Here is a 26,083-nt window from a genome sequence, read left to right on the forward strand (position 1 = left end):
AGATAAGGAAGGAGGTCCAACATTATGGTAATGACAGATCCGGTTGCAGATATGTTAACAAGAATTCGCAATGCGAACACGGTGCGCCACGATAAATTGGAACTTCCTGCTTCTAACGTTAAACGTGAGGTAGCGGAGATTCTTAAACGTGAAGGTTTCGTACGCGACGTAGAATTCGTTGATGATAAAAAGCAAGGAGTTCTTCGCATTTTCTTGAAGTACGGAGAGCAAAACGAACGTGTAATCACAGGCTTGAAGCGTATTAGTAAGCCAGGACTTCGTGTTTATGCGAAAGCAGATGAAGTTCCACGTGTATTAAACGGACTTGGTATTGCAGTTATTTCAACATCTAACGGTGTTATGACTGACAAAGAAGCTCGTCAAAAGAAAGTCGGAGGCGAAGTACTCGCTTACGTTTGGTAAAAAAGCTAGACATGAATGGAGGTGCGACAGAATGTCACGTATCGGTGTAAGTCCTTTAGAAATTCCTAAAGATGTAACAATCACTTTAGACGGAAGTCATGTGAACGTTAAAGGTCCTAAAGGCGAATTGTCATACACATTTAACCCAGCTATCGCAATTAAAATCGAAGATGATGTGCTTACAACAAGCCGTCCTTCTGATCATAAAGAACACCGTTCACTTCACGGTACTACGCGTAGCTTGATCGGTAACATGGTTGAAGGTGTAACTCAAGGTTTCGAAAAGTCATTAGAACTTGTCGGTGTTGGTTACCGTGCTTCAAAGTCAGGTAGCAAACTCGTTCTTAACGTTGGTTACTCTCACCCAGTTGAATTCGATGCAATCGAAGGTATTGAAATCGAAGTTCCAGCGAACAACAAAGTAATCGTTCGTGGAATCGATAAGCAAAAAGTTGGAGCGATCGCTTCTGACATTCGTTCAGTACGTAAGCCTGAGCCTTACAAAGGTAAAGGAATTCGTTACACTGGCGAACAAGTGCGTCGTAAAGAAGGTAAAACTGGTAAGTAAATGTAAATGGTACTTGATCTTTCTTTTGGAAAGACTCGTACTCATGGATCGAACGGCACGAAAGGAGGATACATTCTCATGGCGAAAACATCAAAAAACGTTGCACGTCAACGTCGTCAAAAAAAGCATCCGCTTGAAGATCAAAGGTACGACTGAGCGTCCTCGTTTAAACGTATTTCGTTCTTCAAACCACATCTACGCTCAATTGATCGACGATGTGAAGGGCGAAACAATTGTTGCTGCTTCTACGCTTGATAAAGATGTGAACGTTGACCACGGTGGAAACGTTACAGCTGCTACAGAAGTCGGAACACTTGTAGGAAAGCGTGCCATTGAAAAAGGATACGAAAACGTCATTTTTGACCGCGGCGGTTATGTATACCACGGACGTGTAGCTGCTCTTGCAGATGCAGCACGTGAAGCAGGTCTGAAATTCTAAAGGTCGAAGGAGGGAAAATTTATGATCGATCCGAACAAACTGGATCTTGAAGAAAAAGTAGTAGCGATCAATCGTGTTGCGAAGGTTGTTAAAGGTGGTCGTCGTTTTCGCTTTGCAGCTGTCGTTGTTGTCGGAGACCGTAATGGACACGTAGGCTTTGGTATGGGTAAAGCTCTCGAAGTACCAGAAGCGATCCGTAAAGCGATTGAAGACGCAAAGAAAAACTTAGTAAGCGTGCCACGTGTTGGAACAACAATTCCTCACGAATTAATCGGACGTTTTGGCGCAGGTAAAGTACTTCTTAAGCCAGCGAGCGAAGGTACTGGAATCATTGCAGGGGGTCCTGTACGTGCAGTACTCGAGCTAGGTGGAGTTGGAGATATTCTTTCTAAATCACACGGTTCTAACAACCCGATTAACATGGTTCGTGCGACGTTAGAAGGTTTAACTTCTCTTAAAACAGCAGAAAATGTAGCGAAGCTTCGAGGTAAAAGCGTCGAAGAATTGCTAGGATAAGGAGGGAAATGACATGGCAAATAAGCTAGAAATCACCCTCAAGCGTAGTTTGATCGGACGTCCTGAAGACCAACGTGTAACGGTAAAGACGCTTGGACTTCGTAAAGTCAATCATACTGTCGTTCAAGAAGACAATCCAGCGATCAGAGGGATGGTTAACAAAGTATCCCACCTTTTGAGCGTTAAAGAGATCAACCAATAAATCACAGGTGATAAGACAGGAGGTGCGCATGGATGAAACTACATGAGTTAAAACCAGCTGAGGGTTCACGTAAATCTGGCATTCGCGTTGGTCGCGGATACAGTGCTAAACGTGGAAACAAAGCGGGTCGTGGTGAGCACGGTCAAAAATCTCGTTCTGGCGGTAACGTAAGACGTGGTTTTGAAGGTGGTCAGAATCCGATTTACAAGCGTTTGCCTAAACGTGGATTCACAAACCCTACTCGTAAAACTTACAGCATTGTTAATGTAGAAAGCCTGAATCAATTTGCTGAAGGTACGGAAGTAACTCCGGAACTTCTTATTGAAGAAGGAATCGTAAAGAAAGCTAACGATGGGATCAAAGTTCTTGGTAACGGTAGTCTAGATAAAAAAACTTACCGTAAAGGCCAACAAGTTCTCTGCATCTGCAACTAAGGTGATTGAAGGAGCCGGCGGTACAACAGAGGTGGTCTAATGTTTAAGGCGCTCGCCAATATATTTCGAGTCGCTGATCTGCGCCGTAAGATTCTTTTCACCTTGTTGATGCTTGTCGTCTATCGTATGGGAACTTTTATTCCTGTACCAGGGCAGATAGTGATGTGTTATCGTTTCAGGACGAAGCAAGTGCTTTTGGCTTCCTCGATACGTTCGGGGGCGGGGCGCTCGGGAACTTTTCGATCTTCGCGATGGGTGTATTTCCATACATCACTGCGTCGATCGTCGTTCAACTTCTTAGGATGGACGTCGTTCCGAAATTCACAGAGTGGTCGAAGCAAGGTGAAGCAGGGCGTAGGAAGCTTGCGCAGTTTACACGATATTTTACCGTTGTGTTAGCCTTTGTCCAAGCATTGGCCATGTCTATTGGTTTCAACACACAGTTTCCTGGATTAATACCAGATCCTAGTATTACAACGTACTTAATGATTGCGTTGATTATGACGGCTGGTACAACGTTCTTGATGTGGCTTGGTGAGCAAATCACTGCACAAGGCGTTGGAAACGGAATCTCGATTCTTATTTTCTCAGGTATTGCTGCGGGGATACCAAATGGCGTGAACATGATATACGCAACGCAGATTCAAGATCAAGGCGATCAGATGTTTATGGGGATCGTCACGATTCTTCTATTGGCGCTAGCGTTTTACTCATTATCGTTGGTGTTGTGTTCGTACAACAGGCGATTCGAAAAGTACCGATTCAGTATGCTAAACGGGTTGTAGGGCAAGGCAATACTGCTGGAGCTCAGTCTACCCACTTACCTTTAAAAGTTAACTCTGCCGGGGTAATACCGGTCATCTTCGCGATGGCTTTGTTTATTTTCCCGCCTACTGTTGCTGGCTTTTTTTGCAGACAGCAATGGTGCTGCACAATGGGTCGTTGAAAACTTCAACTATAATAACCCAATTGGCTCATCTTTTATGTAGGACTCATTATTGCATTCACGTATTTCTATACGTTTGTACAAGTGAATCCTGAAACGATGGCCGAGAACTTGAAAAAGCAAGGTGGCTATATTCCTGGAGTACGGCCTGGTAAAGCTACGGAACTTACGATTCGTCGAATCTTGTACCGTCTCACTTTCGTCGGCGCTCTATTTTTGGCCACAGTTTCGATTATACCGATCTTCTTTACGAATCAGCTCGGTTTACCACAGCAGATTCAAATTGGAGGAACAGGGCTTCTCATTGTCGTGGGCGTTGCCCTTGATACGATGAAGCAAATTGAAGGTCAGCTTATTAAACGAAGTTATAAAGGCTTCATTAAATAAGTATAGAGTGACAAGCGGATAGGAGAGGTAGTATGGATTTAATTTTAATGGGTCTTCCAGGTGCAGGAAAAGGAACACAAGCCGATCGAATTAAGAGTGAATATGACATTCCTCATATTTCAACTGGTGATATGTTCCGCGCTGCTATTAAAGAGCAAACTGAACTTGGAGTGAAGGCAAAAGGTTTTATGGATGCTGGGGAATTGGTTCCCGATGATGTGACGATCGGTATTGTAAAAGAACGTCTTTCTCAAGACGATTGCAAAGATGGATTTCTTCTTGACGGCTTTCCACGTACGCCAGTACAGGCACAAGCGCTTGAAGACATTCTTTCTGACCTTGGCCGGTCGCTCGACTACGTTCTAAACATTGATGTCCCTAAAGAAAAGCTCGTTGAGCGTCTTGCGGGTCGTCGTGTTTCACCTACTTCAGGGAGAACGTATCACGTGATCTACAACCCACCGAAAGTCGATGGCGTTTGTGATGTGGACGGCAGTGAATTGATTCAACGTGAAGACGACAAACCGGAAACGGTTGAAAAACGTCTTGATGTGAACATTGAACAGCAACAACCATTGAAAGATTTCTACACGAATAAGGGCTACCTTAAGGACATCGATGGCGATCAAGACATTCATGTTGTCTATGAACAAATCGATAAGCTCTTGAAAGGTCTTCGTGCATGATTATAACGAAGACTGAACGTGAGATTGGCATCATGAGAATTGCTGGTCAAATCGTTGCTGAAACACATGCTGTACTGAAAGAGCATATCCAACCTGGAATTACCACTGCCGAGTTGGATAGAATTGCCGATTCTTACATTCGTTCACGTGATGCAGAACCATCATTTAAAGGGTATCATGGGTTTACTGGGAGTATATGCACTTCTGTCAATGAAGAACTCGTTCACGGGATTCCGGGAAAGCGTGTTTTGAAAGATGGAGACATTATCTCCATCGACATTGGTGCGAAATACCAAGGGTATCATGGTGACTCTGCTTGGACGTACCCAGTAGGTACGATCAATGAGCGAGACCAAAAACTTTTGGATGTCACCCGGGATGCCTTGTACGAGGGTCTTGCAGAAGCAAAACCCAAGGAAAGGCTCTCCAATATCTCTCATGCAATTCAAAGATACGTCGAAAAGCATGGGTTCTCGGTAGTCAGAGAGTATGTGGGACACGGTGTTGGGCAAAACTTGCATGAAGAGCCGCAAATTCCACACTACGGACCACCAGGTAAAGGACCTCGTCTTAAGCCTGGTATGGTGTTGGCAGTAGAACCGATGATTAACATGCAAGAACGTTATGTTCATACCCTCGACGATCAATGGACCGTGGTCACTTCAGATGGTGCGAATTGCGCACACTTTGAGCACACCATTGCTATTACAGATACAGGCTATGAGATATTGACTCTAGCCTAACAAAGGAGTTCATGATGGACGAAACAGCTTATCATCTCGGTGAGGTTGTTTGCGCCTTGAAAGGAAAAGATGCTGGCAATCATTACATTGTCGTGTCGATTCTCGATGTTCACTTTGTTCGTGTCGCAGATGGTGATGGTCGTAGGTTTCAGACTGCAAAGAAGAAGAACGTACGCCATTTACGGAAGATGGGGTATATCTCTTCTGAGGTTAAGAAAAGCCTCGAGCAGACAGATTCAGTGACCAATGCCAAAATCCGTCACGGGTTGATTCAGTATTGCAGGGAGAAACCTGTTATAATAAAGGAAGGAGAGTAATCCATGGCCAAAGATGATGTTATCGAAGTAGAAGGCACAGTCATTGAGCCGCTACCAAACGCGATGTTTCGTGTCGAGTTAGAAAATGGACACAAGATCCTCGCGCACGTATCTGGTAAAATTCGAATGCACTTTATTCGTATCTTGCCTGGAGATAAAGTCACTGTGGAGTTATCTCCGTATGACTTATCACGTGGGCGAATTACGTATCGTTATAAATAAACGTCACAGTTTAGCAGACGTGGGCCTCCCAAAGGATGCCGATCATGAAGGAGGGAAACAGGATGAAAGTCAGACCGTCCGTCAAACCGATCTGTGAACGCTGTAAGGTCATCCGCCGTAACGGTTCGGTTATGGTGATCTGTTCAAATCCGAAGCACAAACAAAAACAAGGATAAATATCAAGGAGGTGCTTGAATTTGGCACGTATAGCTGGTGTCGATATCCCTCGCGATAAACGCGTTGTGATTTCACTCACTTATGTATACGGTATCGGTAAAGTTACTGCTGAAAAAGTACTTGAAGAAGCAGAAGTTTCTACTGAGACACGTGTACGTGATCTTACTGATGAAGAGCTTGGACGTATTCGTACTGTCGTAGGTAACTACAACGTAGAAGGTGACCTTCGTCGTGAAAAGTCACTTAACGTCAAGCGTTTAATTGAGATCGGATCTTATCGTGGAATCCGCCACCGTCGTGGTCTTCCTGCTCGTGGACAACGAACGAAGAACAACTCACGTACGGTTAAGGGTCCTCGTAAGACGATCGCAAACAAGAAGAAGTAATGGATAAGGAGGTAAACTAAAATGGCTAAACCTAAGACAACATCTCGCAAACGTCGTCAACGTAAGCAAGTAGATGCTGGAGTTGCGCACATTCGTTCAACATTTAACAACACGATTGTAACGATCGCGGATCTTCAAGGAAATGTACTTTCTTGGGCAAGCGCGGGTAACCTTGGTTTCAAAGGTTCTCGTAAGTCAACACCTTTTGCTGCACAAATGGCTGCAGAAAGCGCTGCGAAATCAGCGATGGAGCACGGTATGAAGAGTGTTGAGGTTGCCGTTAAAGGACCTGGAGCTGGACGTGAAGCAGCAATTCGTTCTTTACAAGCAACTGGACTTGAAGTTAATGTCATCCGTGATATGACGCCGGTACCTCATAACGGTTGTCGTCCCCCGAAACGTCGGAGAGTTTAACACCATAGAGGTTTAAATAACCGGAATGTGACTATAATGGTTAGATGTGGGAACCACAAGCATGGTGTACAGTGTTAATCACTGCCTTTTCAGGAAAAAGCGAAGAGACGTGCGATGCACGCCTTTTCGGATTCCGACGTTTTTAAGGAGGAAATAATATGATTGAAATCGAAAAGCCAAGCATTGAAACGATCGAAGTCAGCGAGGATGCTAAATACGGCAAATTCGTTGTGGAGCCTTTGGAACGTGGCTATGGTACGACATTAGGGAACTCCTTACGTCGAATCCTATTATCCTCCCTCCCAGGGTCTGCGATTACCAATGTTCAAATTGACAGTGTTCTTCACGAGTTCTCAACGATTGAGGGCGTTGTTGAAGATGTCACAACAATCATTTTGAACTTGAAAAAAACTAGCTCTGAACATTCATTCGGATGAAGAAAAAGTGCTTGAAATTGACGCAAATGGAGAAGGTGTCGTCACTGCACGTGACATCAACCATGACAGCGACGTAGATATCTTAAATTCGGATCTTCACATTGCTACTTTAACAAAGGGTGCACAGTTGCATATGCGTATGACAGCAAAACGCGGACGCGGCTATGTTCCTGCTGAAGGAAACAATCATGAAGATTTACCAATCGGAGTCCTTCCGATTGATTCGATTTTTACACCGGTATCTCGTGTAAACTATCAAGTTGAAAACACTCGTGTTGGTCAAATTACCAACTACGATAAATTGACACTTGATGTTTGGACAGATGGTAGCATCCGTCCTGAAGAAGCCGTTTCTCTAGGTGCGAAGATTATGAACGAGCATCTTAACATCTTCATTGGCTTGACCGATCAAGCACAGAATGCGGAGATTATGGTGGAAAAAGAGGAAGACCAAAAAGAGAAAGTGCTAGAAATGACAATCGAAGAACTCGATTTGTCTGTTCGCTCATACAACTGTTTGAAGCGTGCTGGCATCAATACGGTTCAAGAGCTCACTCAGAAGTCTGAAGAAGACATGATGAAAGTGCGTAACCTTGGACGTAAGTCTCTAGAAGAAGTACAAGAAAAGCTTGGTGAACTTAGTCTCGGTTTACGTAACGAAGATTAAGGATCCACGTTGTTTAGAATGAGTAAAAGTATTGGGCAATGCTTAACTCTTTCTAAACAGAAGATATAGGCTCAGTTGAAGGAGGGAAACGATTATGGCATACGCAAAACTAGGACGTGACAGCTCTGCTCGTAAAGCTCTTTTCCGCGATCTTGCAACCGATTTGCTTATCAACGAAAAGATTGTTACGACTGAATCGAAGGCGAAAGCTTTACGCCCGATTGTAGAGAAAGTCATTACACTTGGTAAACGCGGAGATCTTCATGCTCGTCGTCAAGCGGCATCATTCATTCGTAATGAGAACGTTAGCGAAGAAAGTGATAGCCAAAACGCAGTTCAGAAATTGTTCAGCGAAATTGGTCCACGCTACGAAGATCGTCAAGGTGGTTACACTCGTATTGTTAAGATGGAACCACGTAAAGGTGACGGTGCACCGATGGCAGTCATCGAACTCGTATAACATTCGTTTTGGGGCAGGACGGGGACCACTTCGTCACTGCCTTTTTTTTATTTACTTTGGGTTCATGATTGCTTCGCACCGTTTTTATCGATACACTTTCTTTATTGATTACAAAAGGGGGGATTAGTGTTTGTCTACAATTGAGTGTAAGAATGTTTTTTTTCAAATATACAGACGAGCAAGATTGGATTATTCAAGATCTCTCCATTACAATTAAACAAGGAGAATGGGTATCAATTTTAGGTACGAATGGTTCGGGAAAATCAACGCTAGCTAGGTTGATCAACGCACTCTTAACTCCTACCTCAGGGGCGGTTACTGTAGCAGGTAAATCAACAGACGATGAAGGTGAAATATGGAATATTCGTCAGAAAGCCGGTATGGTTTTTCAAAATCCGGATCATCAATTTGTTGCAGCGACTGTTCGAGATGACATTGCTTTTGGCTTAGAGAATGCTGGAGTTGATCGTGATGAAATGCTTAAGCGTATTGCCTCAGCTAGTGAGCGTGTAGGTGTCGATGAACTGCTTTCCGCGGAACCTCATCGTTTATCAGGTGGACAAAAGCAACGAGCCGCTATTGCAGGTGTGCTTGCTTTACAACCGGATATTATGATCTTTGATGAAGCAACTGCGATGCTTGATCCTAAAGGACGTAAAGAAGTGATGGCAACGATGAAGCAGTTGCATGAACGAGGTATCACGATTTTAATGATTACTCATGAGCTTGAAGAAGCACTCAAATCGGACCGGGTCGTCTTCATGGAACATGGGAAAATTATCAATGATTCTAAGGCAGAGGAGTTCTTTCAAAAGCCAGAATTTCTCGTTGAACGTGATTTTCATTTGCCTTACTTCTTACAAGTTCAAAAACATCTTGTAGAGAACGGCTTTCAAACGAACTATTTGTTAGATGAAGACGAGTGGGTGAAGTCACTGTGCACATCAAATTCGAGGATGTAACGTATACATATATGCTTGGCTCTCCGTTTGAGAAGAGAGCACTTAATGGCGTTGACGTCTCCATTTCTTCAGGCTCCTTTACTGCGGTCGTTGGTAGCACAGGATCTGGAAAGTCGACGTTAATGCAACATATCAATGGTCTTCTTGTCCCAACGAGCGGACAAGTTACCGTAGGCTCTACGGTCTTGCAACCAGGAGTAAAGCGAAAAGTAATTAAGCCACTACGAAAAAAAAGTCGGAATGGTATTTCAATACCCAGAACACCAATTGTTCGGTTCAACGGTTGAAGAGGATATTCTCTTCGGTCCCATTCAACATGGGATGTCGGTAGAGCGGGTAAAAAGGCGACTTCCGGAGCTCTTAAACTTGGTCGGATTACACGAAGATTATCTTCACGAGTCTCCATTTCAATTAAGTGGTGGGCAAATGAGACGGGTAGCCATTGCAGGTGTGCTCGCAACAGAACCTGAGGTATTAATATTAGATGAGCCAGCTGCTGGGCTTGATCCTTCGGGTCACCGAGCGTTATTACAATTGTTTAGAAGTTGGCATGAGGAACACGGATTAACGACGGTACTCGTTACCCATGACATGGAAGATGCAGCGAATTATGCGGATGACGTCATTGTCATGAATGAAGGCAGCGTAAAGTTACAAGGAAAACCAATCGATGTGTTCCGAGAAGTTGAATCGCTTACGGCTATGAACTTAGCAGTACCACCTGCTGTTCGAATTGGGATGGCGCTTCGGCGTTCCAACTGGTCGATAGATGTTACAAACCAATCGTCAGAACAACTCGCTGAGCAGTTGATGACAAATTGGCCAGAAAAAGGGGGACATTAGTGTGCTCCAAAATATCGTAATTGGTCAATATGTTCCTGTTGAGTCCCCGATTCATCGGTTGGATGCTCGCTCAAAGATTTTAGCGGTCCTACTCATGGCCGTTGTTGTCTTTTTAGCCAATGATGTGATGACAAATGCGATTCTCGTTACATTTGTGAGTTTGCTCGTCTTGTTATCCAAAGTACCTCTTCGATTCTTCATAAAAGGCATGCTCCCCATTTTCATATTGATTGCTTTTACATTCATTTTGCATGCGTTATTTACGAATGAAGGAGAAGTTCTCTTTACGGTACTTGGGTTTTCTGTCTATAGCGGGGGAGTCATCCAAGGTTTGTTTATTGCGATTCGTATAGGAGCACTCGTCGTCATTGCATCACTGTTAACATTAACGACGTCTCCCATCGATTTGACCGATGTTTTGAAGCTTACTTGAGACCATTCAAACGGTTTGGAGTACCTTCGCACGAAATCGCATTGATGATGGCGATTAGCATAAGACTGATTCCGACGTTATTGTTAGAAGCGGATCGGATCCTTAAAGCGCAATCTGCTCGAGGAGCAGATTTTACGAAAGGTTCTTTAAAAACGCGGTTAAATACGATGACAGCGTTTATCATTCCACTGTTTGTCCGTTCATTCAAACGTGCAGAAGACATGGCGACAGCGATGGATGCTCGGGGGTATCGAGGTGGCGAGGGGCGCACGAAGCTGCGTGTTCTCAAATGGCAAGGAAAAGATACAGTTGCCATTGTTTTGATTGTGTTATTCGGGTGTACCTTGGTATGCTCCGTTACGTGTAAGAGGTGAGAAAAAGATGCAAAGATGGAAAGTGAAAATCGCTTATGACGGCACCGAATTCTCTGGATGGCAGGTGCAACCTGAAAAGCGAACGGTTCAACGGGAAATCAATCAAGCATTGGCACGTATTCATCAAGGTCAGCAGGTGAACGTCACGGCATCGGGACGAACAGATGCCGGTGTGCACGCTAAAGGACAAATCATTCACTTTGATTCTCCGTTACAAATACCGGCTGATCGCTGGTCAAAAGCATTGGGAGCCCACTTACCAGATGATATTCAAATCATCGAGTCTGTCCCGGTATCTGCGGGTTTTCACGCGCGCTTTGATGCGGCCGCAAAGGAATATCGTTATTTTGTGCGATGTGGTCAAGAGCGGGATGTATTTTCGCGACACTATGCTCACCACGTTTACAAACAGCTTGATGAAAGAGCGATGCAATCAGCATTGGATCATTTAGTTGGGACGTTTGATTTCTCTTCTTTTTGCGCGAGCAATACGAATGTCGTCGACAAAGTTCGTACCCTCTTTGAGGCGAGGGTTGAGCGCAATGCAGACGATCAGCTTGTGTTCGTTTTTCGGGGCAACGGGTTTTTGTATAACATGGTGCGGATTATAACCGGAACTGTGTTAGCCGTTGGTACGGGTGAAAAAGATGCAGGTGAGATGGTTACGATTCGTAATGCACGGGATCGAAGGTTTGCTGGAAAGACAGCACCAGGTCACGGTCTTTATTTATGGGATGTTTACTATAAAGATGTATAGCAAAAACAGGCTGTCGAACAGTCTGTTTTTTTGTTGATTCTGTTGTGGAGTAGAGAACTGTAGTATATAATTTAGATATTAGAATATTTAGTCTTATATAAATATAAAATTGTAAGCGCTCACAAGGAAGGGAGAGAGTCCGTGTGTCACGATTTAATCATAAAGTTGCAGTCATAACGGGAGCAGGAAGTGGAATTGGGGAGCATTAGCTAAGATTATTGCGAGAGACGGGGGGACGGTCGTACTAGTTGGACGTACAGAGTCTAAGCTTGAGAACGTGGCCAACGCCATTCGCGAAGAAGTAGGTGAGGGTCGTGCAGTAGTGCATCGAGCAGATGTCACGAAGTCAGAAGACATTGAGCGTTAACGTCCGTTTTGCAAGAGCGATATGGTTCAGTTGATGTGCTCGTTAACAATGCAGGTGGATCATCAAACAAGACGAACATCTTTGAAATGAGTGAAGACGATTGGGTGAAATCCCAAGATGTAAACTTAAAGAGTGTGTTCCTCGTATCGAAGAGCATCGGACAACTTATGAAGAACAATGATGATCAGAAAGATCGTGCGATCGTCAATGTGGCGTCTTTGTCTGGGCATAAAGCGGGTGCGCACATTCCACACTATAGTGCTGCGAAAGCTGCGGTCATGAATTTCTCAAGAGCACTTGCTTATGAACTCGCTCCTTATCAAATTCGAGTAAACAGTGTATCTCCAGGTTTTGCTCGTACAGACCTTACGAGTGCAGGGTTAACGAATGATCGCTTTGTTAAAGCAATTGAGAAGAACACTGCCCTTTCACGAGTCGGAACGGCTGATGAAATTGCGAATGTCATTGCTTTTGCCGCTTCAAGTGAAGCTTCTTATATGACAGGTAGCGATTTACTCGTTGATGGTGGTTGGTTACTTACGTAAGATTATAATCTAATTTAGGGTGAGGTGGTTCATTTTATGTTTACTAGACACTATGATCACTGGCCAGAACGTACACCAAAGCGCTTGAGCATTCCTGAAACAACTCTTTTGGATAATCTAGCTATTAGTGCGAGGCGTTACCCGAATAAACGAGCAATTATTTACTACGATCAAGAAATTACCTATCAACAGCTGTACGAAGAGCAAAAGCGAGTAGCGGGTTATTTGCAACACGAGCTCGGTGTGAAAAAAAGGTGATCGTGTTCTGATTTACATGCAGAATAGCCCGCAATATGTCATTGCGATCCACGCTATTTTGCGTGCAGAGGCGATTGCAGTGCCAATTAATCCGATGATGGTAACAGAAGAAGTGAAGTTTCCGATCGAAGATAGTGAGGCGACCGTTGCATTTGTCGGTCAGGAGTTGTTTGAGCGTATTAAACCACTACTTAACATGACGCCTTTAAAGCACGTCATTCTTGCTGCTTATTCTGAGTATTTACCAGAGTCTTGCGAGTATGAGTTGCCTGATGTTGTAAAGGCACCACCGATTGGGAAGGACACGAACCATATTTCTTGGCAAGAAGTACTGAGGTACGATCAAGCACCTCTTGCATATAAAGGTGAATCAGGTGATTTGGCCGTACTCCCTTATACGTCGGGAACGACGGGATTGCCAAAAGGCTGCAAGCATACACACAAAACCGTACAAGCGAATGTCATGTCAGGTAGCCATTGGGGCAATGGATCACCAGAGGCAGTAGCACTAGGTGGACTACCGTTGTTCCACGTAACAGGACTCGTTCATTGTATGTTTGTTCCGATTCATTTAGGGGGAACAGTCGTGTTGATGACCCGTTGGAACCGAGACGTTGCTGGGAGGTTAATTGAGAAACACGAGTGTACAAACTGGACGAATATCTCGACGATGGTCGTTGATTTTTTAGCCAACCCCAACTTATCAAATTATAACTTAAGTAGTTTGTTAGCAGTGAATGGAGGCGGTGCAGCGCTTCCGAAAGCTGTCGGTGAGAAGCTCTTTGAAGTAACTGGGTTGCGTTATGCAGAAGGGTATGGTCTTACTGAGACGATCTCAACGACGCATTCGAATCCGATCGGTAAAGCGAAGTTACAATGCCTAGGCATTCCGAGCTTTGATGTCGATAGTCGAGTTGTCGAACCACTTACATTACAAGAATTAGGTCCAGGACAAGAAGGCGAACTTCTCGTGAATGGCCCTCAAGTGTTTAAAGGGTATTGGAATCGGCCAGAAGATACGGCTCAAGTCTTTGTCGAACTTGATGGCAAGACATTTTTTTAGAACAGGTGACATTGTGACGTACGATGAAGATGGATACTTCTATATTGTCGATCGTGTAAAGCGGATGATTAATTCTTCGGGATTCAAAGTCTGGCCTGCAGAAGTAGAGTCCAAAATGTACGCTCATCCAGCGGTGCAACAATGCTGCATTATCAGCACACCTGACGCAAGACGAGGAGAAACGGTGAAAGCGGTCATTATCTTAAATGACGGTTATGAATCAACGACCGAGCAAGAGATCATTGATTGGGCGAAGGAAAAGATGGCAGCCTATAAGTACCCTCGAGTTATTGAATTCACAAAAGAACTGCCCGTTTCAGGCAGCGGAAAGATTCTTTGGAGAAAACTGCAAGACGCTGAACTTCAAAAATCAAAGTCGTAATCGAAAAGGGGAGTAGTGATGAATTCACATGTAGAAACGGTCACAGGTCGATTGGCAATTGGAGATCTAGGTAAGACGATGATGCATGAACATTTCATCTTTGGCTACCCAGGCTTTTAGGGTGACGTGACGCTCGGGCGTTACGACCGTGAAGAAGCATTACGAGTTGGTATTGAGGTATGTGAGAAGTTGCAACAATTTGGGGTGAACACCGTGGTGGATCCGACGCCAAACGATTGTGGGCGTGATCCAGAGATGCTTAAAGAAATTTCTCTGCGCACAGGAATGAACATCGTCTGTGCAAGTGGTTATTATTATGAAGGTGAAGGGGCGCAGCTACTTCAAAGCACGAGTGGGATTAAGCAATGCCGAAGAAGAGATTTACGAGATGTTCTATGAGGAAGTCACAGATGGCATCGCTGGGACTGGTATCAAGCCAGGAGTTATTAAGGTAGGTTCCAGTCGAGGTGTGATTACAGAATATGAGCAGATGTTTTTCAGGCAAGCCGCACGAATTCAAAAGGAAACCGGCATTCCGATTATGACGCATACGCAAGAGGGAACAATGGGCTATGAGCAAATCGAGCTTCTTGTTGCGCACGGAGCAGATCCTGCAAAGATTGTAATTGGTCATATGGATGGTACGACGAACATTCGTGATCATTTGCGAGTATTAGAGCGGGGCGTGACAATTGGATTTGATCGTTTTGGCTTGGAAGGTCTAGTAGGTACACCTCGTGATGAGGAAAGAAAAGCGACTCTTTTAGGGTTACTTGCGATGGGCTATGAAGATCAAATCATTCTCTCCCATGATACCGTGAATTATTGGCGGGGTAGACGATTTCCTGAAAGCGATTTCATGATGAAAGTTTTAGAAAAGTGGCATGTAAGTCATCTATTCGAAAAGATCTTACCAGACTTACAACAGTCCGGTGTTTCAGTTAAGACATTAAACCAGATCTTTACAGGAAACCCAAGTCGAGTTTTTAAGGGTCAACCAATCAGCGTGAAGCCTTTATAGAAACGGGTTTTGAGCCATCTCATAAGAGGTGGTTTTTCTTTGTCAATTTTGCTTATAATAATTGACTTTGGGCCAGAACTATTATATGATGTTAGTTGGCATTTCAAACTCCACTGCCCCGGAGAATGAAATAAACGAGAACAACAAACTGATTGTTAAATAAATGAATGATCTTGAACGAGGAGGTTCCACCATGCGTACAACTTATATGGCTAAAGCAAATGAAATCGAACGTAAATGGTACGTGATTGATGCTGCAGGTCAAACTCTCGGACGTTTGGCTAGTGAAGTTGCTTCAATCCTACGCGGTAAAAACAAACCTGAGTTCACTCCACACGTTGACACAGGTGACAATGTCATCATCATCAATGCTGAGAAAATCGAACTTACAGGTAAGAAGTGGACAGACAAAGTTTACTATCGTCACAGTGGCTATCGCGGAGGGATTAAATCAACTCGCGCGATCGACATGCGTCAAAGCAAGCCAGAGAAGATTATTGAACTTGCAGTACACGGAATGCTTCCAAAGAACGCACTCGGTCGTCAAACGATCAAGAAGCTTCACGTATACGCAGGACCAGAGCATAAGCACGAAGCACAAAAACCAGAAGCTTACGAGCTACGTGGATAATTAAGAGGAGGGTTTGAATTGACAGCTTTGCAATATTACGGTACAGGCCGTCGTAAGAACTCAACTGCTCGTGTATTCGTCACACCGGGCAGCGGTAAAGTAACGATCAACAAGCGTGACATGGATGAGTACTTCGATTACGAAACACTCAAGATGGTTGTTCGCGCACCATTTGTTGAAACAGGAACAGAGAACCAATATGACATTAAAGTTAATGTTCATGGTGGTGGATTCACAGGTCAAGCGGGAGCGATCCAACTCGGTCTTTCACGCGCACTTCTTGAAGTTGACCCAGAATACCGCAGTACACTTAAAGAAAAAGGCTTCTTAACTCGTGATTCAAGAATGAAAGAGCGTAAAAAAATACGGTCTTAAAGCTGCACGTCGTGCACCACAATTCTCAAAACGTTAAGCAACCGACTCGAAACAGCCAGAAAGGGTTCTCCTTACTGGCTGTTTTTTTGTGTTCAACTTTAAGATGTTGCTTTTTTTTCTTCGTTGTTGATGTCTTTGTAGTCGCTGGCTTTTTGGCAGCGGCTTTTTTTCTTTGTTTTTGGTTTCGGTTGATTCTTCTTTGCTCGATTAATGGACTTCTCGAGTGCTTCCATGATATCGGTGACGTTATCAGGTGTTGATTTTTGTTCTTCTGATACAGTTACTTCTTCAGCGGAAAGCTTTTCTGCAATTAGTGCTTCTAATTTGATTCTGTAATCGTCTTGATACTTTTCTGGTTCAAATTCTGTGGTGAGTTGTTCAATGAGTAATTTCGCTGTATCGAGTTCTTTCTTTCCGATCTCTTCACTTTGTTCAGGAATGTTAGGGACGTCTTTTGTAGACCGCACTTCATCAGGGAAGTGAATGGTTTCGACAACGAGAGCGCCTTGATAAACACGGATAACAGCAAGTTGCTCTTTTGATCGGATCATCATTTTGGCGATGCCGATTTTTTTGAGTGTCTTTAAGCGCCTCTCTTAGTAACGCATAAGCTTTTGATCCACCTTCATTAGGGGATAAGTAGTAGCTTTTACTAAAGTAGATGGGATCGATATCGTCTAATTGAACGAAGTCAATAATTTCAACAGCTTTGTCTTCTTGATCGTTCTTTAATTTCTCAAGTTCTTCGTCATCAAGAATGACGTATTTGTTTTTTTGAATACTCATAGGCTTTTACGATGTCATCGTTTGAAACTTCTTCTTCGCAGTTCGGACAGACTTTCTTATATTTAATTGGTGTTTTGCACTTTTTGTGTAGCTGGCGTAATTGAATGTCTTTGTTGTCAGTTGCTGCATGCATTTTTACAGGGATGTTAACGAGTCCAAAGCTAATTGTGCCTTTCCACATCGTGTGCATGTTGCAACCCTCCTTATAAGAAGTAGTTTGGATTTGGGAAGATTTTTTTATACGAGTGGAATAGTAATTTGCAGGAATTAACACAACCTACTCATAAGGTGGTGAACGATGATGGACGTCATGAAGCCCATTATGAGTGAAACAGTTCCAACGGGAGATGAATGGTTGTATGAAATCAAGTACGACGGATTTCGATGCCGTCTGATTTGGACACAAGAGACGGTTACACTGCTTAGTAAAAACAATCACGATTTGAACGAGCGGTTTCCGGAAGTGGTGGAGTGGTGCAAGTCGAATAGTCAACATGTGAAAGACTACTTACCTGTAGAAATTGACGGGGAACTGGTCGTGTTAAACCATCGTTATCAAGCAAACTTTAGCCTCATTCAAGTACGTGGACGGATGAAGAGCACTGAACGGATTCAAGAAAAGGCGAAACTAAGACCTGCGAGTTTGATGGCGTTTGATCTTACTCGGTTTGCGGGCGTAGAGGTACGTGATCTTCCGCTTGTAAAGCGAAAGGAACAGCTTGGAACAATTACAAATTGCCTTCCTAATGACGAGCGGATTCTTGTTGTCGATACATTTACTGAACTTCCAGTCATAGAAAGGTGTGTATTTAATTATCAATGCGAAGGAATTGTAGCGAAGAAGAAAACGAGCGTTTATCAAAAAGGAAAACGGCATTACGATTGGTTAAAGATAAAAAACTGGCGTGTCATTCAGGGATTATAGCACAGTATAATCCGAGCAATGGCTACTTTGCAGTGCAGGCTTTTGAGGATCAAGGTTCTTCATTAATTACCATTGGCAAATGTAAGCACGGTTTATCGAAGGCGTCATCTTCAATGCTCCACGAACTTTTTCAACAAAAAGGTGAAGAGAAAAACGGAGAATATCATTTACCACCTGCAGTAGTCGGGAAGATTCGCACGTTAGGTGTGGAATCTGGTGAGATGCGTGAGCCGGAATTTCAGCAAATCGATCCGAGCATTGAAGTAAAAGACTGTACAGTTTCACAAGTAGAACTTGATTTGGCGCAGTTTCCTGGGAGCGTTCCTATTAAGAATTTGCAAAAGGAACTTTGGCCTCGCCTTACAAAGAAAGATTTGTTAATTTATATGCGTCACATTGCTCCGTATATGTTGCCATTTCTTAAAGACAAAGCATTGACGATTATTCGAGCACCTGACGGAGTCACAAAGGAAACGTTCTTCCAAAAGCAAATTCCGGATTATGCCCCGCGTGATGTATTAGAAACGACTGAGGTAAACGAAATTGTATGTAACCGACTAGAAGGTCTACTTTGGCTAGCCAATCATGGTTCAATTGAGTATCACGTTCCGTTCCAGCGGGTCTGTTGCGAACAGCCCAATGAGATTGTCTTTGATTTAGACCCACCAAATCGAGAACATTTTTATTTAGCGATTCATGCTGCTCACCTTCTAAAGCAAATTTTAGATGATCTTGACCTAATTTCTTTTGTGAAAACATCTGGAAATAAAGGCTTGCAAGTATTCATTCCGATCAAAGAAGGAAGTGTAACGTATGAAGAGACGGCACTGATTACCGAAGGGATTGCAAACATAATGGTTGAGGCTCATCCGGACAACTATACGACGGAGCGGCTGAAAAAGAATCGGAACGAGCGACTGTACGTTGATTATGTGCAGCATGGGAAAGATAAAACGCTTATAGCTCCATACAGCCCAAGGTTACAAATAGAAGGAACGATTTCTACACCGTTGTATTGGCATGAACTAACCGAGGATTTAGACCCGACAAATTATACATTGAGCAATGTCGTGACACGTGTTCGCGACATCGGCTGCCCTTTTGCGTCTTATTCCGAGCTCGGGAACAACAACGAATGGAGCCATTACTGCGTTTGGTAAAGTGAGCCTAGTCGTCCCTCTTATTTTTACTGTCATTGTTTCGTGAAAGTAAGGGAGAGAGGTGTTCTGCTTCTTGATTGCGATGATAGTTGGAACATGAATCATTGACATTTACGGATTTGCTGCATTAGTTGGGCAAAGTATGGACAAAGTTAGCTGCGGTTTAGTGCGCCGTTTTTCTTGCTGTGTTAACTGTTTCATTTATATTGTTTTGGTATGATATTACGATGTTGTAAAGAACGGATTATACCGCTCAAATGTTTCCCGTGAAACATTTCCTAATGGCATTCCCAGTTATGAATTAAAGCGATCTTCTCATACTAAATAGTGAGGGGGAGCAGATGGGAGCTGTTGTATCGTTTCAAAAAGAAAAGCGAGCTAGGGAATGGGAGATCGAGAAATCATTGCTTCATACACTTAGCATGGATGATCTCGTCCGTGCTTCGGAACAGTTTCTCGTCCCGATTAACGAGAAGTTCCGTTTTCGCCAATCTTTCTTAGAAGAAGTGTGTATGGACGTTGCGATTGAAACGTTTTTATATGCTGCAAAAGCTGGTATCAGTGAAGCAAAAACAAAGAAAAAGCAAGCAGACCCTAATCATCTAGAGTCAAGAATTACAGAGCTAAATTTGTTTATCTCTGACTGGATTCAAGATGATTCCGTCGATTCTAGAAGAGTACTGGAAGGCGCTTCGCTTTACGTTTCATATTGGTGGAATCTCGGCTTTCAAACAGGTCTTCAGCGGGGGAGAGTTAAGGCTTAGGGGATAGGCATATGCCTGTCTCCTTTTGCATACATTGAACTATCCCTTCGTAAAGGATGTTTGAACATGAAAAAACGAATGAAGTTCGCTTGGATGTTAGTCATACTTTTTGCAGGTGTGATGGCTTACAGTATGTATGCCCTTTTTCTAACGAAGATACATCAACGCTTGAAATGCCTTTAAGTGGAAATGTCATTATCTTAGACGCGGGTCACGGTGGTGTTGATGGAGGTTCGGTGGCAAAGAGCGGTACGTTAGAAAAAGATGTAGCTCTCGATATTTCTTTAAAATTAAGGGATTACTTACAAGCTTCTGGGGCGCTCGTGTATATGACGAGAGAAGATGATTCTGATCTTGCCAATGAAAGTACGAGAGGTTTTTCAAATCGGAAAACTGAAGATTTAAAAAGTCGATTAGAAGTTATAAATTCGTCGAATGCGGATTACTACGTTTCACTCCATTTAAATGCAACGCCATCTTCAAAATGGCGAGGAGCGCAAACGTTCTATAACCGTACGTTTGAAGAAAGTAAGCTTATGGCAGAAAGTGTTCAAGGTGAAATGGTTCGGCAATTAGAAAATACGAATCGTTCTGCTTTGCCGATTCATAATATATTTCTAGTGGACCGTGCTGAAATTCCTGGAGTTCTTGTTGAAGTAGGTTTTTTATCGAACGTCCAAGAAGCGGCTGATCTTGGCACTGAAGAATATCAGGACAAAGTAGCGGCAAGTATTTATCAAGGAATGCTACGGTATAAAGTTCCAGAATTAGCAGAAGAGAATGAGGCAGGAAACTAAAACCAACCTTTCAGGTATGATACAATAGTGTCGGTATACACTTGAAGGGAAGGTGTCAGGGTTGTTAAACGAAAAAGAAATTATTGAAGTACTTAAACCAATCCAAGATCCGGATTTGAATAAAAGTATTCTTGAAACGGGCGGAATACGAGAAGTAAAGATTAAGGGCGAAAACGTAAGTTTGAAAATTGCCTTAGCCCAAACAGGTACCGGCGGTCAGATGAAGGTTCAGCAAGATATCGTTGCCATTGTTAAGAAACTAGGAGCTAACAGTGTTGGCTTGCGTTTTGAGCAATTGACTGATGAAGAGATTGAACAACATCGTGACCCAGAACAAGAAGCAAAAAGTGCCGGTCTCCTAGATCCGGATAACAAAGTTAAATTTATTGCCGTTGCTAGTGGAAAAGGTGGCGTTGGGAAATCAACAGTATCCGTTAACCTTGCTGTATCGCTTGCACGAGAAGGTAAAAAAAAGTCGGAATCGTTGACGCAGATATTTATGGATTTAGTGTTCCGGATATGATGGGGATTGAACATCGTCCTACCGTTGAAGGTGACAAAATCCATCCTGTTGAGCGCTACGGTGTAAAGGTCATTTCAATGGGCTTCTTTGTAGAGGATAATGCTCCTGTTATTTGGAGAGGGCCGATGCTTGGAAAGATGCTTACGAACTTCTTTAAAGAAGTTACGTGGGGAGACTTAGATTATTTAATTCTAGACTTGCCACCAGGAACAGGTGACGTTGCCTTGGATGTTCACACGATGCTTCCTGAATCAGATGAAATTATCGTAACGACACCACATGCAACCGCTGCTTTTGTAGCTGCACGTGCTGGCGCAATGGCGATTAAGAGTAACCATCGAATTCTCGGCGTTGTAGAGAACATGGCGTACTTCCAGAGCCAAGCTACAGGAGAGAAAGAATATGTATTTGGCCAAGGCGGTGGTGAACGTCTTGCTGAAGAATTAAAGACGAACGTTATTGGACAAGTGCCACTCGGTCAACCAGATATTGACGAGAATGATTTTGCACCGTCGGTTTATGCGGCCGATCACCCAATTGGCGAAATTTATGGAGAGATTGCTCGTCGAGTGATTGATAAGAAGGAATCTCAATAAATAAAGAAGAGTAAAGTCTAAGGGCTTTACTCTTCTTCGCTTTCATTAGAGCTTTCATCTTCTGAGCTTGACTCACGATCGTTGTCTTCTTCGGATTCAGAGCTATCTCCGCCCCCGCTTTCACTTGCAATTTTTTTGTAAAGATGCTTGGAAGCGTGGGTTTTGCATCGATTCTTCAATAACAGTCATGATTTGTTCTCGAAATTCTTTACTTTTCATGAGTTCAAGCGTTGCTTGTTCCATTTCTGGGTCGTGCATGACTTCCATCATCATCGTCTGGTAATCAGGATCTTTCATGAGGCGCTTTAACACTTCCTCATTTTTCGTTTGCATGCTGTCGGCTACTTTAACCCCAAATTTAGGATCATCAATGAGTTGCCCCCAAAAGGCTTTTCCTTCTTCAGATGTCAAGGTATCGTGAATCGTATCTTGGACGAACGATTGTTCCATGACGAGTGAAGTTTGGAATTCTTCTTCTGTAAGAACCTCCCGCAATGCTTGTTTCCCTTCTTCTGTTTTAATGACATCAGCGACCATTCGTTTCGTTTCATCATAATCGCTTGCGCTTCGCCTTGATAAGCTGCGCATCCTGTGAGAAGAAGTGCCATCGTAAAGACAATGAGTATAGATAAGTGCTTCTGCAACAACAGATCCCCCTTTCGCTTTTCGCTTACTTTGTGCAAATGGTGACAAAATATGCAACGCTTTTAAGGTGAACTGGCTTTTTGTCAATGGGCTTGTTAGAATTAAAAGGGTGTGAATCTGTACTAAGGGATGATCGTGTGAATACTAGAAAAGTTGTGTTTTTATTCTTCACGACAATGTTAGTCGGTGCAGTTGGCGGTACCATTGTCGGCGTTCCTTTAAGATGGGATGCATTTCAGGGTGAAGGTTTTTGGAATTTCTTCTGGGGAACAATATGGATGCTTGGAATTGGTGCTGCCATTAGTATTGTTGCACAAATGGGCTACTTTGCTTACTTAATCTTGCATCGTTTTGCGTTATCGTTATTTAAAACCGCAAAGCTTTGGAATTTGGTTCAAGTTCTTTTAATCGCATTTGTATTTTTTTGATCTTGTCTATTTGCGTTATATTGCTTATGCAGATGGTGAATCTTGGACTGCATATTTAGTCACGCCGACATTGTTGCTTATATACGCGTTACTGATTGCTTATTGGAAGATGAAAGAAACGAATTATACAGCATTTATTCCAGCAACGTTCTTTATGTTTGTCATTACGACAATTGAGTGGGTACCTGCGTTAACGGTTCAACAAGTCAACGATAGCGAATGGCTTTGGATTTATCTTGCGCCATTGTTATTTGCGAATACGTATCAATTAATTGCGCTACACCGTATTCAGCGTTCAAAGAAATAAGTACGACACGAGCAGACGCTCGTGTTTTTTTATGCGTATTTTTAAGAGAAACGGGTATGGATAAGGGAACGTTAAAAGGGGAGTTATTGAAATGAAAACAATCGACTATGATGTTTTAGGTGTGGGCATTGGACCGTTCAACCTAAGTTTAGCGGCTTTATGTGAAGAAGGGACCGATTTAAACGTCGCTTTTTTTGATGAGAGTCCTGAATTTAGATGGCATCCAGGAATGTTGATCGATCGAACAGACTTACAAATTTCTTTTCTTGCCGATCTTATTACGTTGGCAAATCCGAAGAGCACGTATACATTTTTGAATTATGTTCATGAAACAAATCGCATGTTTCCGTTTTATTTTTTTAAAGAGTGGAACATTCCTCGTAAAGAGTACGAAGCGTATTGTCGTTGGGTAGTAGATCAATTAGGGAATTTACATTTTAATAAAAGAGTTATTGAAGTCATCCCTCACGAAGATTATTTCACGTGTGGAATCGTAACGATGGATACAGGTTCAGTGGATTACGTCACTAGTAAACACGTTATAGTCGGGACGGGCAGTGAGCCGATGTTACCTCCTGGTATTGAAGATAATAAAGACCAATCATTGATCCATTCAAGTTCGTATACGTTTCATGCAGATCGTGTTAAAGAGAATGATTCGATTGTTGTAGTCGGTTCGGGGCAAAGCGCAGCAGAAGTTTTTTTATGACTTACTCGAATCCCAAAAAGAATATAACTACGAGTTAAGCTGGTATACACGTTCTCCAGGATTCTTTCAATTAGAAGAAAGTAAGCTCGGCCAAGAACAATTCACACCAGACTATGTTGATCATTTTCATCAGTTGCCATTTGAGCAACGACAAAAAAACACTGGAATCATTAAGTAATCTACGGAATGGCGTAGAAGGGAAAACGTTGCATAATATTTATGAGCTCCTTTATCATCGAACATCAATCAATGAGATTCCAGTTACTATTCAGTCCTCTACTGAAATTGTAGAAGCAAAAGAGGACGAAGGTGGCTACAGCTTGTATTGTAAACATGGACAAACCGAGGAAGAATGGAATGTGCATGCAAAGGCTGTAGTTTTTGCGACAGGTTATAAGCCTAACATTCCGACCTTTCTTGAGAGTCTTCAAGATGAGCTTATCTATGAAGCGGAAGGGTTGCATAAAGTATCGAGAGATTATCGTTTAGTTTTTAAATCAGAGCGAGATGTTAACTCGAACCTATACATGTTGACGAACTTAGAGCATTCGCATGGCACGAGTGCAACGAACTTAGCGCTATCGGTTACTCGAAACTTGGAAATTATTCAGTCAATCACCGAGCAACATTCGTATAAGACCGATCGTAGCAGCCCTTTTCAACAATTTTAAGAGCAGTTCATATGTGAACTGCTCTTCTGCTTACAAATTACATTTCTTCGTAACTCGCTTCGGCCCCGCTAATTAACATTTCAAGTGATACGAACTCGTAATTCGCATCTTGTAATTCATCAATAATGAGGGGCAAGGCTTCTACGGTTTGTTTCGCTGAGTCAGATGCATCAAGCATAATGACGTCACCGGGCGATAGTTCTTCTTGGATGTTTGCTAAGATTTCATCGACACCAGGGTTTTGCCAGTCTTTCCCGTCAGTAGCCCAGTGGATGACAGAATAACCGAGGTTTTCAGCTGCATCGAGAACGTCTTGATTAAAAATACCTGCAGGAGGTCGGAAGAACACAGGTGCTTCACCAATCGCATCTTTTATACTTTCGTGTCCTTGCAACATATCTCTACGCATCTCTTCAATCTCTTGGTCAGGGTAAGGCTTGAATCGGTAGCCGTAGTTTCCTACCTCATGTCCGTCATCAATCATTCGCTGAAGTGTTTCTAAATGACGTTCCGACCAGACACCAGACACGAAGAACGTAGCATCTACATTTTTATCTTCAAGTATATCTAAGATCGGCTCTACATTTGCTTCCCCCCAACTTACATTAAACGTCAAACTCGTTTTCTCATCATCAATGTCAGCACTAGAGAATGCAACTGAACCATCTTGACCTGAGAATACGGCTAAGAACGGTCGATCCATTAGAAGAATACAAGCGGTACAAAACGCAACCATTGCGATAAATAAATACTTTTTCCCTCCTCGTCGATTAACGACGTAAAACTGAGCCATTGACAACCCCTCCTTGTACAAAGCATTCCTTAGGTTATCTATATGAGAAAGCGGACAAGATATAACTAAAAAGGAGGCGCCAGATGATTGGATTATTAATTACAGATATAGAAGAGATGGAGTTAAGAGATTTGTTAAAAGAAGAATTACATCGGATAAGGAAGAAAGAGCAACAAGCAAAAGCAGAAGGGAAGGTCGGAAAGAGTATTGAGGAAAAGAGGAGGATTATTGAAGAATTGTATCAACGTATGGCGACAAAAGAAGAGGTAAGAAGATATAAATCTAAGAAATTCTAAAAAAAACTTCAAAAACCCTTGCATAATATGGGGGATAATGATAAATTAAATATCCGCCAGTCAGGCAAGCAACAACAAAACGAGCTCACAAAAAAACTTTTCAAAAAAAAGTTATTGACGAAGAGCTAAGCCTGATGGTAAGATATTCCTTGTCGCTAACGAAAGCGAAACGGTCACAAAAAACTTTTTAAAAAAAAGTTGTTGACACGAAACGCTGAAAAGTGATAAGATAGTGAAGTCGCTGTCGT

General features: G+C 42.9%; 29 protein-coding genes and 12 pseudogenes. 38 read left to right on the top strand and 3 right to left on the bottom strand.

Going from position 1 to position 26,083, the window contains the following annotated elements; all coding sequences use genetic code 11:
* The first annotated feature begins 24 nt into the window (after positions 1 to 24).
* The 27 genes and pseudogenes from rpsH to rpsI all read left to right on the top strand — a co-directional run bounded on the left by rpsH (position 25) and on the right by rpsI (position 16,472).
* On the top strand, positions 25 to 423 hold the full coding sequence (gene rpsH, locus JCM19055_RS18405; RefSeq protein WP_042360790.1) for a 30S ribosomal protein S8: 399 nt from the start codon (positions 25 to 27) through the stop codon (positions 421 to 423).
* 31 nt (positions 424 to 454) lie between these two features.
* Positions 455 to 991, top strand: coding sequence for a 50S ribosomal protein L6 (rplF, locus tag JCM19055_RS18410; protein WP_042360791.1), 537 nt, complete (start codon positions 455 to 457; stop codon positions 989 to 991).
* A gap of 78 nt (positions 992 to 1,069) precedes the next feature.
* A pseudogene (gene rplR / locus JCM19055_RS18415) lies at positions 1,070 to 1,430 on the top strand (50S ribosomal protein L18).
* A gap of 21 nt (positions 1,431 to 1,451) precedes the next feature.
* Complete coding sequence (rpsE, locus tag JCM19055_RS18420) at positions 1,452 to 1,946, top strand: 30S ribosomal protein S5 (protein ID WP_042360792.1); 495 nt, start codon at positions 1,452 to 1,454, stop codon at positions 1,944 to 1,946.
* Between the two features lie 13 nt (positions 1,947 to 1,959).
* A complete protein-coding gene (rpmD, locus tag JCM19055_RS18425) occupies positions 1,960 to 2,148 on the top strand; it encodes a 50S ribosomal protein L30 (RefSeq protein WP_042360793.1) in 189 nt (62 codons plus the stop codon).
* A 32-nt stretch (positions 2,149 to 2,180) separates the two neighbouring features.
* Positions 2,181 to 2,622 (top strand): annotated as a pseudogene (gene rplO / locus JCM19055_RS18430) (50S ribosomal protein L15).
* 124 nt (positions 2,623 to 2,746) lie between these two features.
* The gene (locus tag JCM19055_RS30300) at positions 2,747 to 3,367 is read left to right on the top strand and encodes a preprotein translocase subunit SecY (RefSeq protein WP_265182336.1); all 621 of its coding nucleotides are present in this window, start codon (positions 2,747 to 2,749) and stop codon (positions 3,365 to 3,367) included.
* Positions 3,310 to 3,915, top strand: a pseudogene (locus JCM19055_RS30305) (preprotein translocase subunit SecY). Before JCM19055_RS30300 ends, JCM19055_RS30305 begins: the two are co-directional and overlap by 58 nt.
* Before the next feature lie 32 nt (positions 3,916 to 3,947).
* On the top strand, positions 3,948 to 4,601 hold the full coding sequence (locus tag JCM19055_RS18440) for an adenylate kinase (protein ID WP_042360795.1): 654 nt from the start codon (positions 3,948 to 3,950) through the stop codon (positions 4,599 to 4,601).
* Entirely contained in the window at positions 4,598 to 5,344 is a 747-nt protein-coding gene (map, locus tag JCM19055_RS18445; protein ID WP_042360796.1) for a type I methionyl aminopeptidase, read from the top strand. Before JCM19055_RS18440 ends, map begins: the two co-directional genes overlap by 4 nt.
* A 14-nt stretch (positions 5,345 to 5,358) precedes the next feature.
* Positions 5,359 to 5,661: a KOW domain-containing RNA-binding protein gene (locus JCM19055_RS18450; protein WP_081831857.1), complete on the top strand. Its 303-nt coding sequence runs from the start codon at positions 5,359 to 5,361 to the stop codon at positions 5,659 to 5,661.
* A gap of 3 nt (positions 5,662 to 5,664) precedes the next feature.
* Entirely contained in the window at positions 5,665 to 5,883 is a 219-nt protein-coding gene (gene infA / locus JCM19055_RS18455) for a translation initiation factor IF-1 (RefSeq protein WP_042360798.1), read from the top strand.
* 62 nt (positions 5,884 to 5,945) lie between these two features.
* Positions 5,946 to 6,059, top strand: coding sequence for a 50S ribosomal protein L36 (gene rpmJ / locus JCM19055_RS25825; protein WP_081831858.1), 114 nt, complete (start codon positions 5,946 to 5,948; stop codon positions 6,057 to 6,059).
* Between the two features lie 21 nt (positions 6,060 to 6,080).
* A complete protein-coding gene (rpsM, locus tag JCM19055_RS18460; protein ID WP_042360799.1) occupies positions 6,081 to 6,446 on the top strand; it encodes a 30S ribosomal protein S13 in 366 nt (121 codons plus the stop codon).
* Between the two features lie 21 nt (positions 6,447 to 6,467).
* Positions 6,468 to 6,860 (top strand): 30S ribosomal protein S11, encoded by a 393-nt coding sequence (rpsK, locus tag JCM19055_RS18465; RefSeq protein ID WP_042360800.1) that lies wholly within the window; start codon positions 6,468 to 6,470, stop codon positions 6,858 to 6,860.
* A gap of 158 nt (positions 6,861 to 7,018) precedes the next feature.
* Positions 7,019 to 7,964, top strand: a pseudogene (locus JCM19055_RS18470) (DNA-directed RNA polymerase subunit alpha).
* A gap of 94 nt (positions 7,965 to 8,058) precedes the next feature.
* Complete coding sequence (rplQ, locus tag JCM19055_RS18475) at positions 8,059 to 8,424, top strand: 50S ribosomal protein L17 (protein ID WP_042360801.1); 366 nt, start codon at positions 8,059 to 8,061, stop codon at positions 8,422 to 8,424.
* A 152-nt stretch (positions 8,425 to 8,576) separates the two neighbouring features.
* The gene (locus tag JCM19055_RS18480) at positions 8,577 to 9,386 is read left to right on the top strand and encodes an energy-coupling factor transporter ATPase (protein ID WP_052366520.1); all 810 of its coding nucleotides are present in this window, start codon (positions 8,577 to 8,579) and stop codon (positions 9,384 to 9,386) included.
* Positions 9,362 to 10,229, top strand: a pseudogene (locus JCM19055_RS18485) (energy-coupling factor transporter ATPase). The gene JCM19055_RS18480 and the pseudogene JCM19055_RS18485 overlap by 25 nt, the downstream one beginning before the upstream one ends.
* Position 10,230: 1 nt before the next feature.
* Positions 10,231 to 11,036: pseudogene (locus JCM19055_RS18490) on the top strand (energy-coupling factor transporter transmembrane protein EcfT).
* A 7-nt stretch (positions 11,037 to 11,043) separates the two neighbouring features.
* A complete protein-coding gene (gene truA / locus JCM19055_RS18495) occupies positions 11,044 to 11,793 on the top strand; it encodes a tRNA pseudouridine(38-40) synthase TruA (protein ID WP_042360802.1) in 750 nt (249 codons plus the stop codon).
* A gap of 143 nt (positions 11,794 to 11,936) precedes the next feature.
* Positions 11,937 to 12,705: pseudogene (locus JCM19055_RS18500) on the top strand (SDR family NAD(P)-dependent oxidoreductase).
* Positions 12,706 to 12,741: 36 nt separating this feature from the next.
* Positions 12,742 to 14,408: pseudogene (locus JCM19055_RS18505) on the top strand (long-chain fatty acid--CoA ligase).
* Positions 14,409 to 14,534: 126 nt separating this feature from the next.
* Positions 14,535 to 14,807: a hypothetical protein gene (locus JCM19055_RS32210; protein WP_370543221.1), complete on the top strand. Its 273-nt coding sequence runs from the start codon at positions 14,535 to 14,537 to the stop codon at positions 14,805 to 14,807.
* Positions 14,797 to 15,429: a hypothetical protein gene (locus JCM19055_RS32215; RefSeq protein ID WP_370543222.1), complete on the top strand. Its 633-nt coding sequence runs from the start codon at positions 14,797 to 14,799 to the stop codon at positions 15,427 to 15,429. Before JCM19055_RS32210 ends, JCM19055_RS32215 begins: the two co-directional genes overlap by 11 nt.
* Before the next feature lie 193 nt (positions 15,430 to 15,622).
* Positions 15,623 to 16,060 carry a 50S ribosomal protein L13 gene (gene rplM, locus JCM19055_RS18515; RefSeq protein WP_042360803.1) on the top strand — a complete coding sequence of 146 codons (438 nt, stop codon included), beginning with the start codon at positions 15,623 to 15,625 and terminating at the stop codon, positions 16,058 to 16,060.
* Between the two features lie 18 nt (positions 16,061 to 16,078).
* A pseudogene (gene rpsI, locus JCM19055_RS18520) lies at positions 16,079 to 16,472 on the top strand (30S ribosomal protein S9).
* Positions 16,473 to 16,533: 61 nt separating this feature from the next.
* Here the strand turns inward: rpsI and JCM19055_RS18525 are convergent.
* Positions 16,534 to 17,411, bottom strand: a pseudogene (locus JCM19055_RS18525) (Ku protein).
* Positions 17,412 to 17,519: 108 nt separating this feature from the next.
* Between JCM19055_RS18525 and JCM19055_RS30315 the strand changes: the two are divergent.
* From JCM19055_RS30315 to JCM19055_RS18545, 5 genes and pseudogenes are all read left to right on the top strand, one after another.
* On the top strand, positions 17,520 to 18,146 hold the full coding sequence (locus JCM19055_RS30315; RefSeq protein WP_265182339.1) for an RNA ligase family protein: 627 nt from the start codon (positions 17,520 to 17,522) through the stop codon (positions 18,144 to 18,146).
* Positions 18,104 to 19,306: a DNA ligase D gene (ligD, locus tag JCM19055_RS18530; RefSeq protein WP_265182340.1), complete on the top strand. Its 1,203-nt coding sequence runs from the start codon at positions 18,104 to 18,106 to the stop codon at positions 19,304 to 19,306. The genes JCM19055_RS30315 and ligD overlap by 43 nt, the downstream gene beginning before the upstream one ends.
* Before the next feature lie 341 nt (positions 19,307 to 19,647).
* Positions 19,648 to 20,070, top strand: a complete 423-nt coding sequence (locus JCM19055_RS18535) for a DUF2521 family protein (RefSeq protein ID WP_042360805.1) — start codon at positions 19,648 to 19,650, stop codon at positions 20,068 to 20,070.
* A 56-nt stretch (positions 20,071 to 20,126) separates the two neighbouring features.
* Entirely contained in the window at positions 20,127 to 20,867 is a 741-nt protein-coding gene (cwlD, locus tag JCM19055_RS18540; protein ID WP_265182341.1) for an N-acetylmuramoyl-L-alanine amidase CwlD, read from the top strand.
* A gap of 61 nt (positions 20,868 to 20,928) precedes the next feature.
* Positions 20,929 to 21,986, top strand: a pseudogene (locus tag JCM19055_RS18545) (P-loop NTPase).
* A gap of 120 nt (positions 21,987 to 22,106) precedes the next feature.
* Here JCM19055_RS18545 and gerD read toward each other — a convergent pair.
* Positions 22,107 to 22,679, bottom strand: coding sequence for a spore germination lipoprotein GerD (gene gerD / locus JCM19055_RS18550; RefSeq protein WP_052366521.1), 573 nt, complete (start codon positions 22,677 to 22,679; stop codon positions 22,107 to 22,109).
* A gap of 89 nt (positions 22,680 to 22,768) precedes the next feature.
* Here gerD and JCM19055_RS32220 point away from each other — a divergent pair, with 89 nt between their 5' ends.
* From JCM19055_RS32220 to JCM19055_RS26690, 5 genes and pseudogenes are all read left to right on the top strand, one after another.
* On the top strand, positions 22,769 to 23,059 hold the full coding sequence (locus tag JCM19055_RS32220; protein ID WP_370543223.1) for a KinB-signaling pathway activation protein: 291 nt from the start codon (positions 22,769 to 22,771) through the stop codon (positions 23,057 to 23,059).
* A gap of 10 nt (positions 23,060 to 23,069) precedes the next feature.
* Entirely contained in the window at positions 23,070 to 23,366 is a 297-nt protein-coding gene (locus JCM19055_RS32225; protein ID WP_370543224.1) for a KinB-signaling pathway activation protein, read from the top strand.
* A gap of 91 nt (positions 23,367 to 23,457) precedes the next feature.
* Positions 23,458 to 24,075, top strand: a complete 618-nt coding sequence (locus JCM19055_RS26680) for a SidA/IucD/PvdA family monooxygenase (RefSeq protein ID WP_052366522.1) — start codon at positions 23,458 to 23,460, stop codon at positions 24,073 to 24,075.
* A 46-nt stretch (positions 24,076 to 24,121) separates the two neighbouring features.
* A pseudogene (locus JCM19055_RS32230) lies at positions 24,122 to 24,253 on the top strand (SidA/IucD/PvdA family monooxygenase); the annotation flags it as partial.
* Positions 24,254 to 24,281: 28 nt separating this feature from the next.
* A complete protein-coding gene (locus tag JCM19055_RS26690; protein ID WP_052366523.1) occupies positions 24,282 to 24,746 on the top strand; it encodes a SidA/IucD/PvdA family monooxygenase in 465 nt (154 codons plus the stop codon).
* A 37-nt stretch (positions 24,747 to 24,783) separates the two neighbouring features.
* Here the strand turns inward: JCM19055_RS26690 and JCM19055_RS18565 are convergent, their stop codons facing one another.
* Positions 24,784 to 25,539 carry a polysaccharide deacetylase family protein gene (locus tag JCM19055_RS18565; RefSeq protein WP_042360806.1) on the bottom strand — a complete coding sequence of 252 codons (756 nt, stop codon included), beginning with the start codon at positions 25,537 to 25,539 and terminating at the stop codon, positions 24,784 to 24,786.
* Positions 25,540 to 25,622: 83 nt separating this feature from the next.
* On the opposite strand from JCM19055_RS18565, the gene JCM19055_RS18570 reads away from it, so the two are divergent.
* On the top strand, positions 25,623 to 25,835 hold the full coding sequence (locus JCM19055_RS18570) for a hypothetical protein (RefSeq protein ID WP_042360807.1): 213 nt from the start codon (positions 25,623 to 25,625) through the stop codon (positions 25,833 to 25,835).
* Positions 25,836 to 26,083 lie beyond the last annotated feature (248 nt).

This window comes from Geomicrobium sp. JCM 19055 (assembly GCF_000698185.1).
Taxonomy (GTDB): Bacteria; Bacillota; Bacilli; order Bacillales; family Marinococcaceae; genus Geomicrobium_A; species Geomicrobium_A sediminis.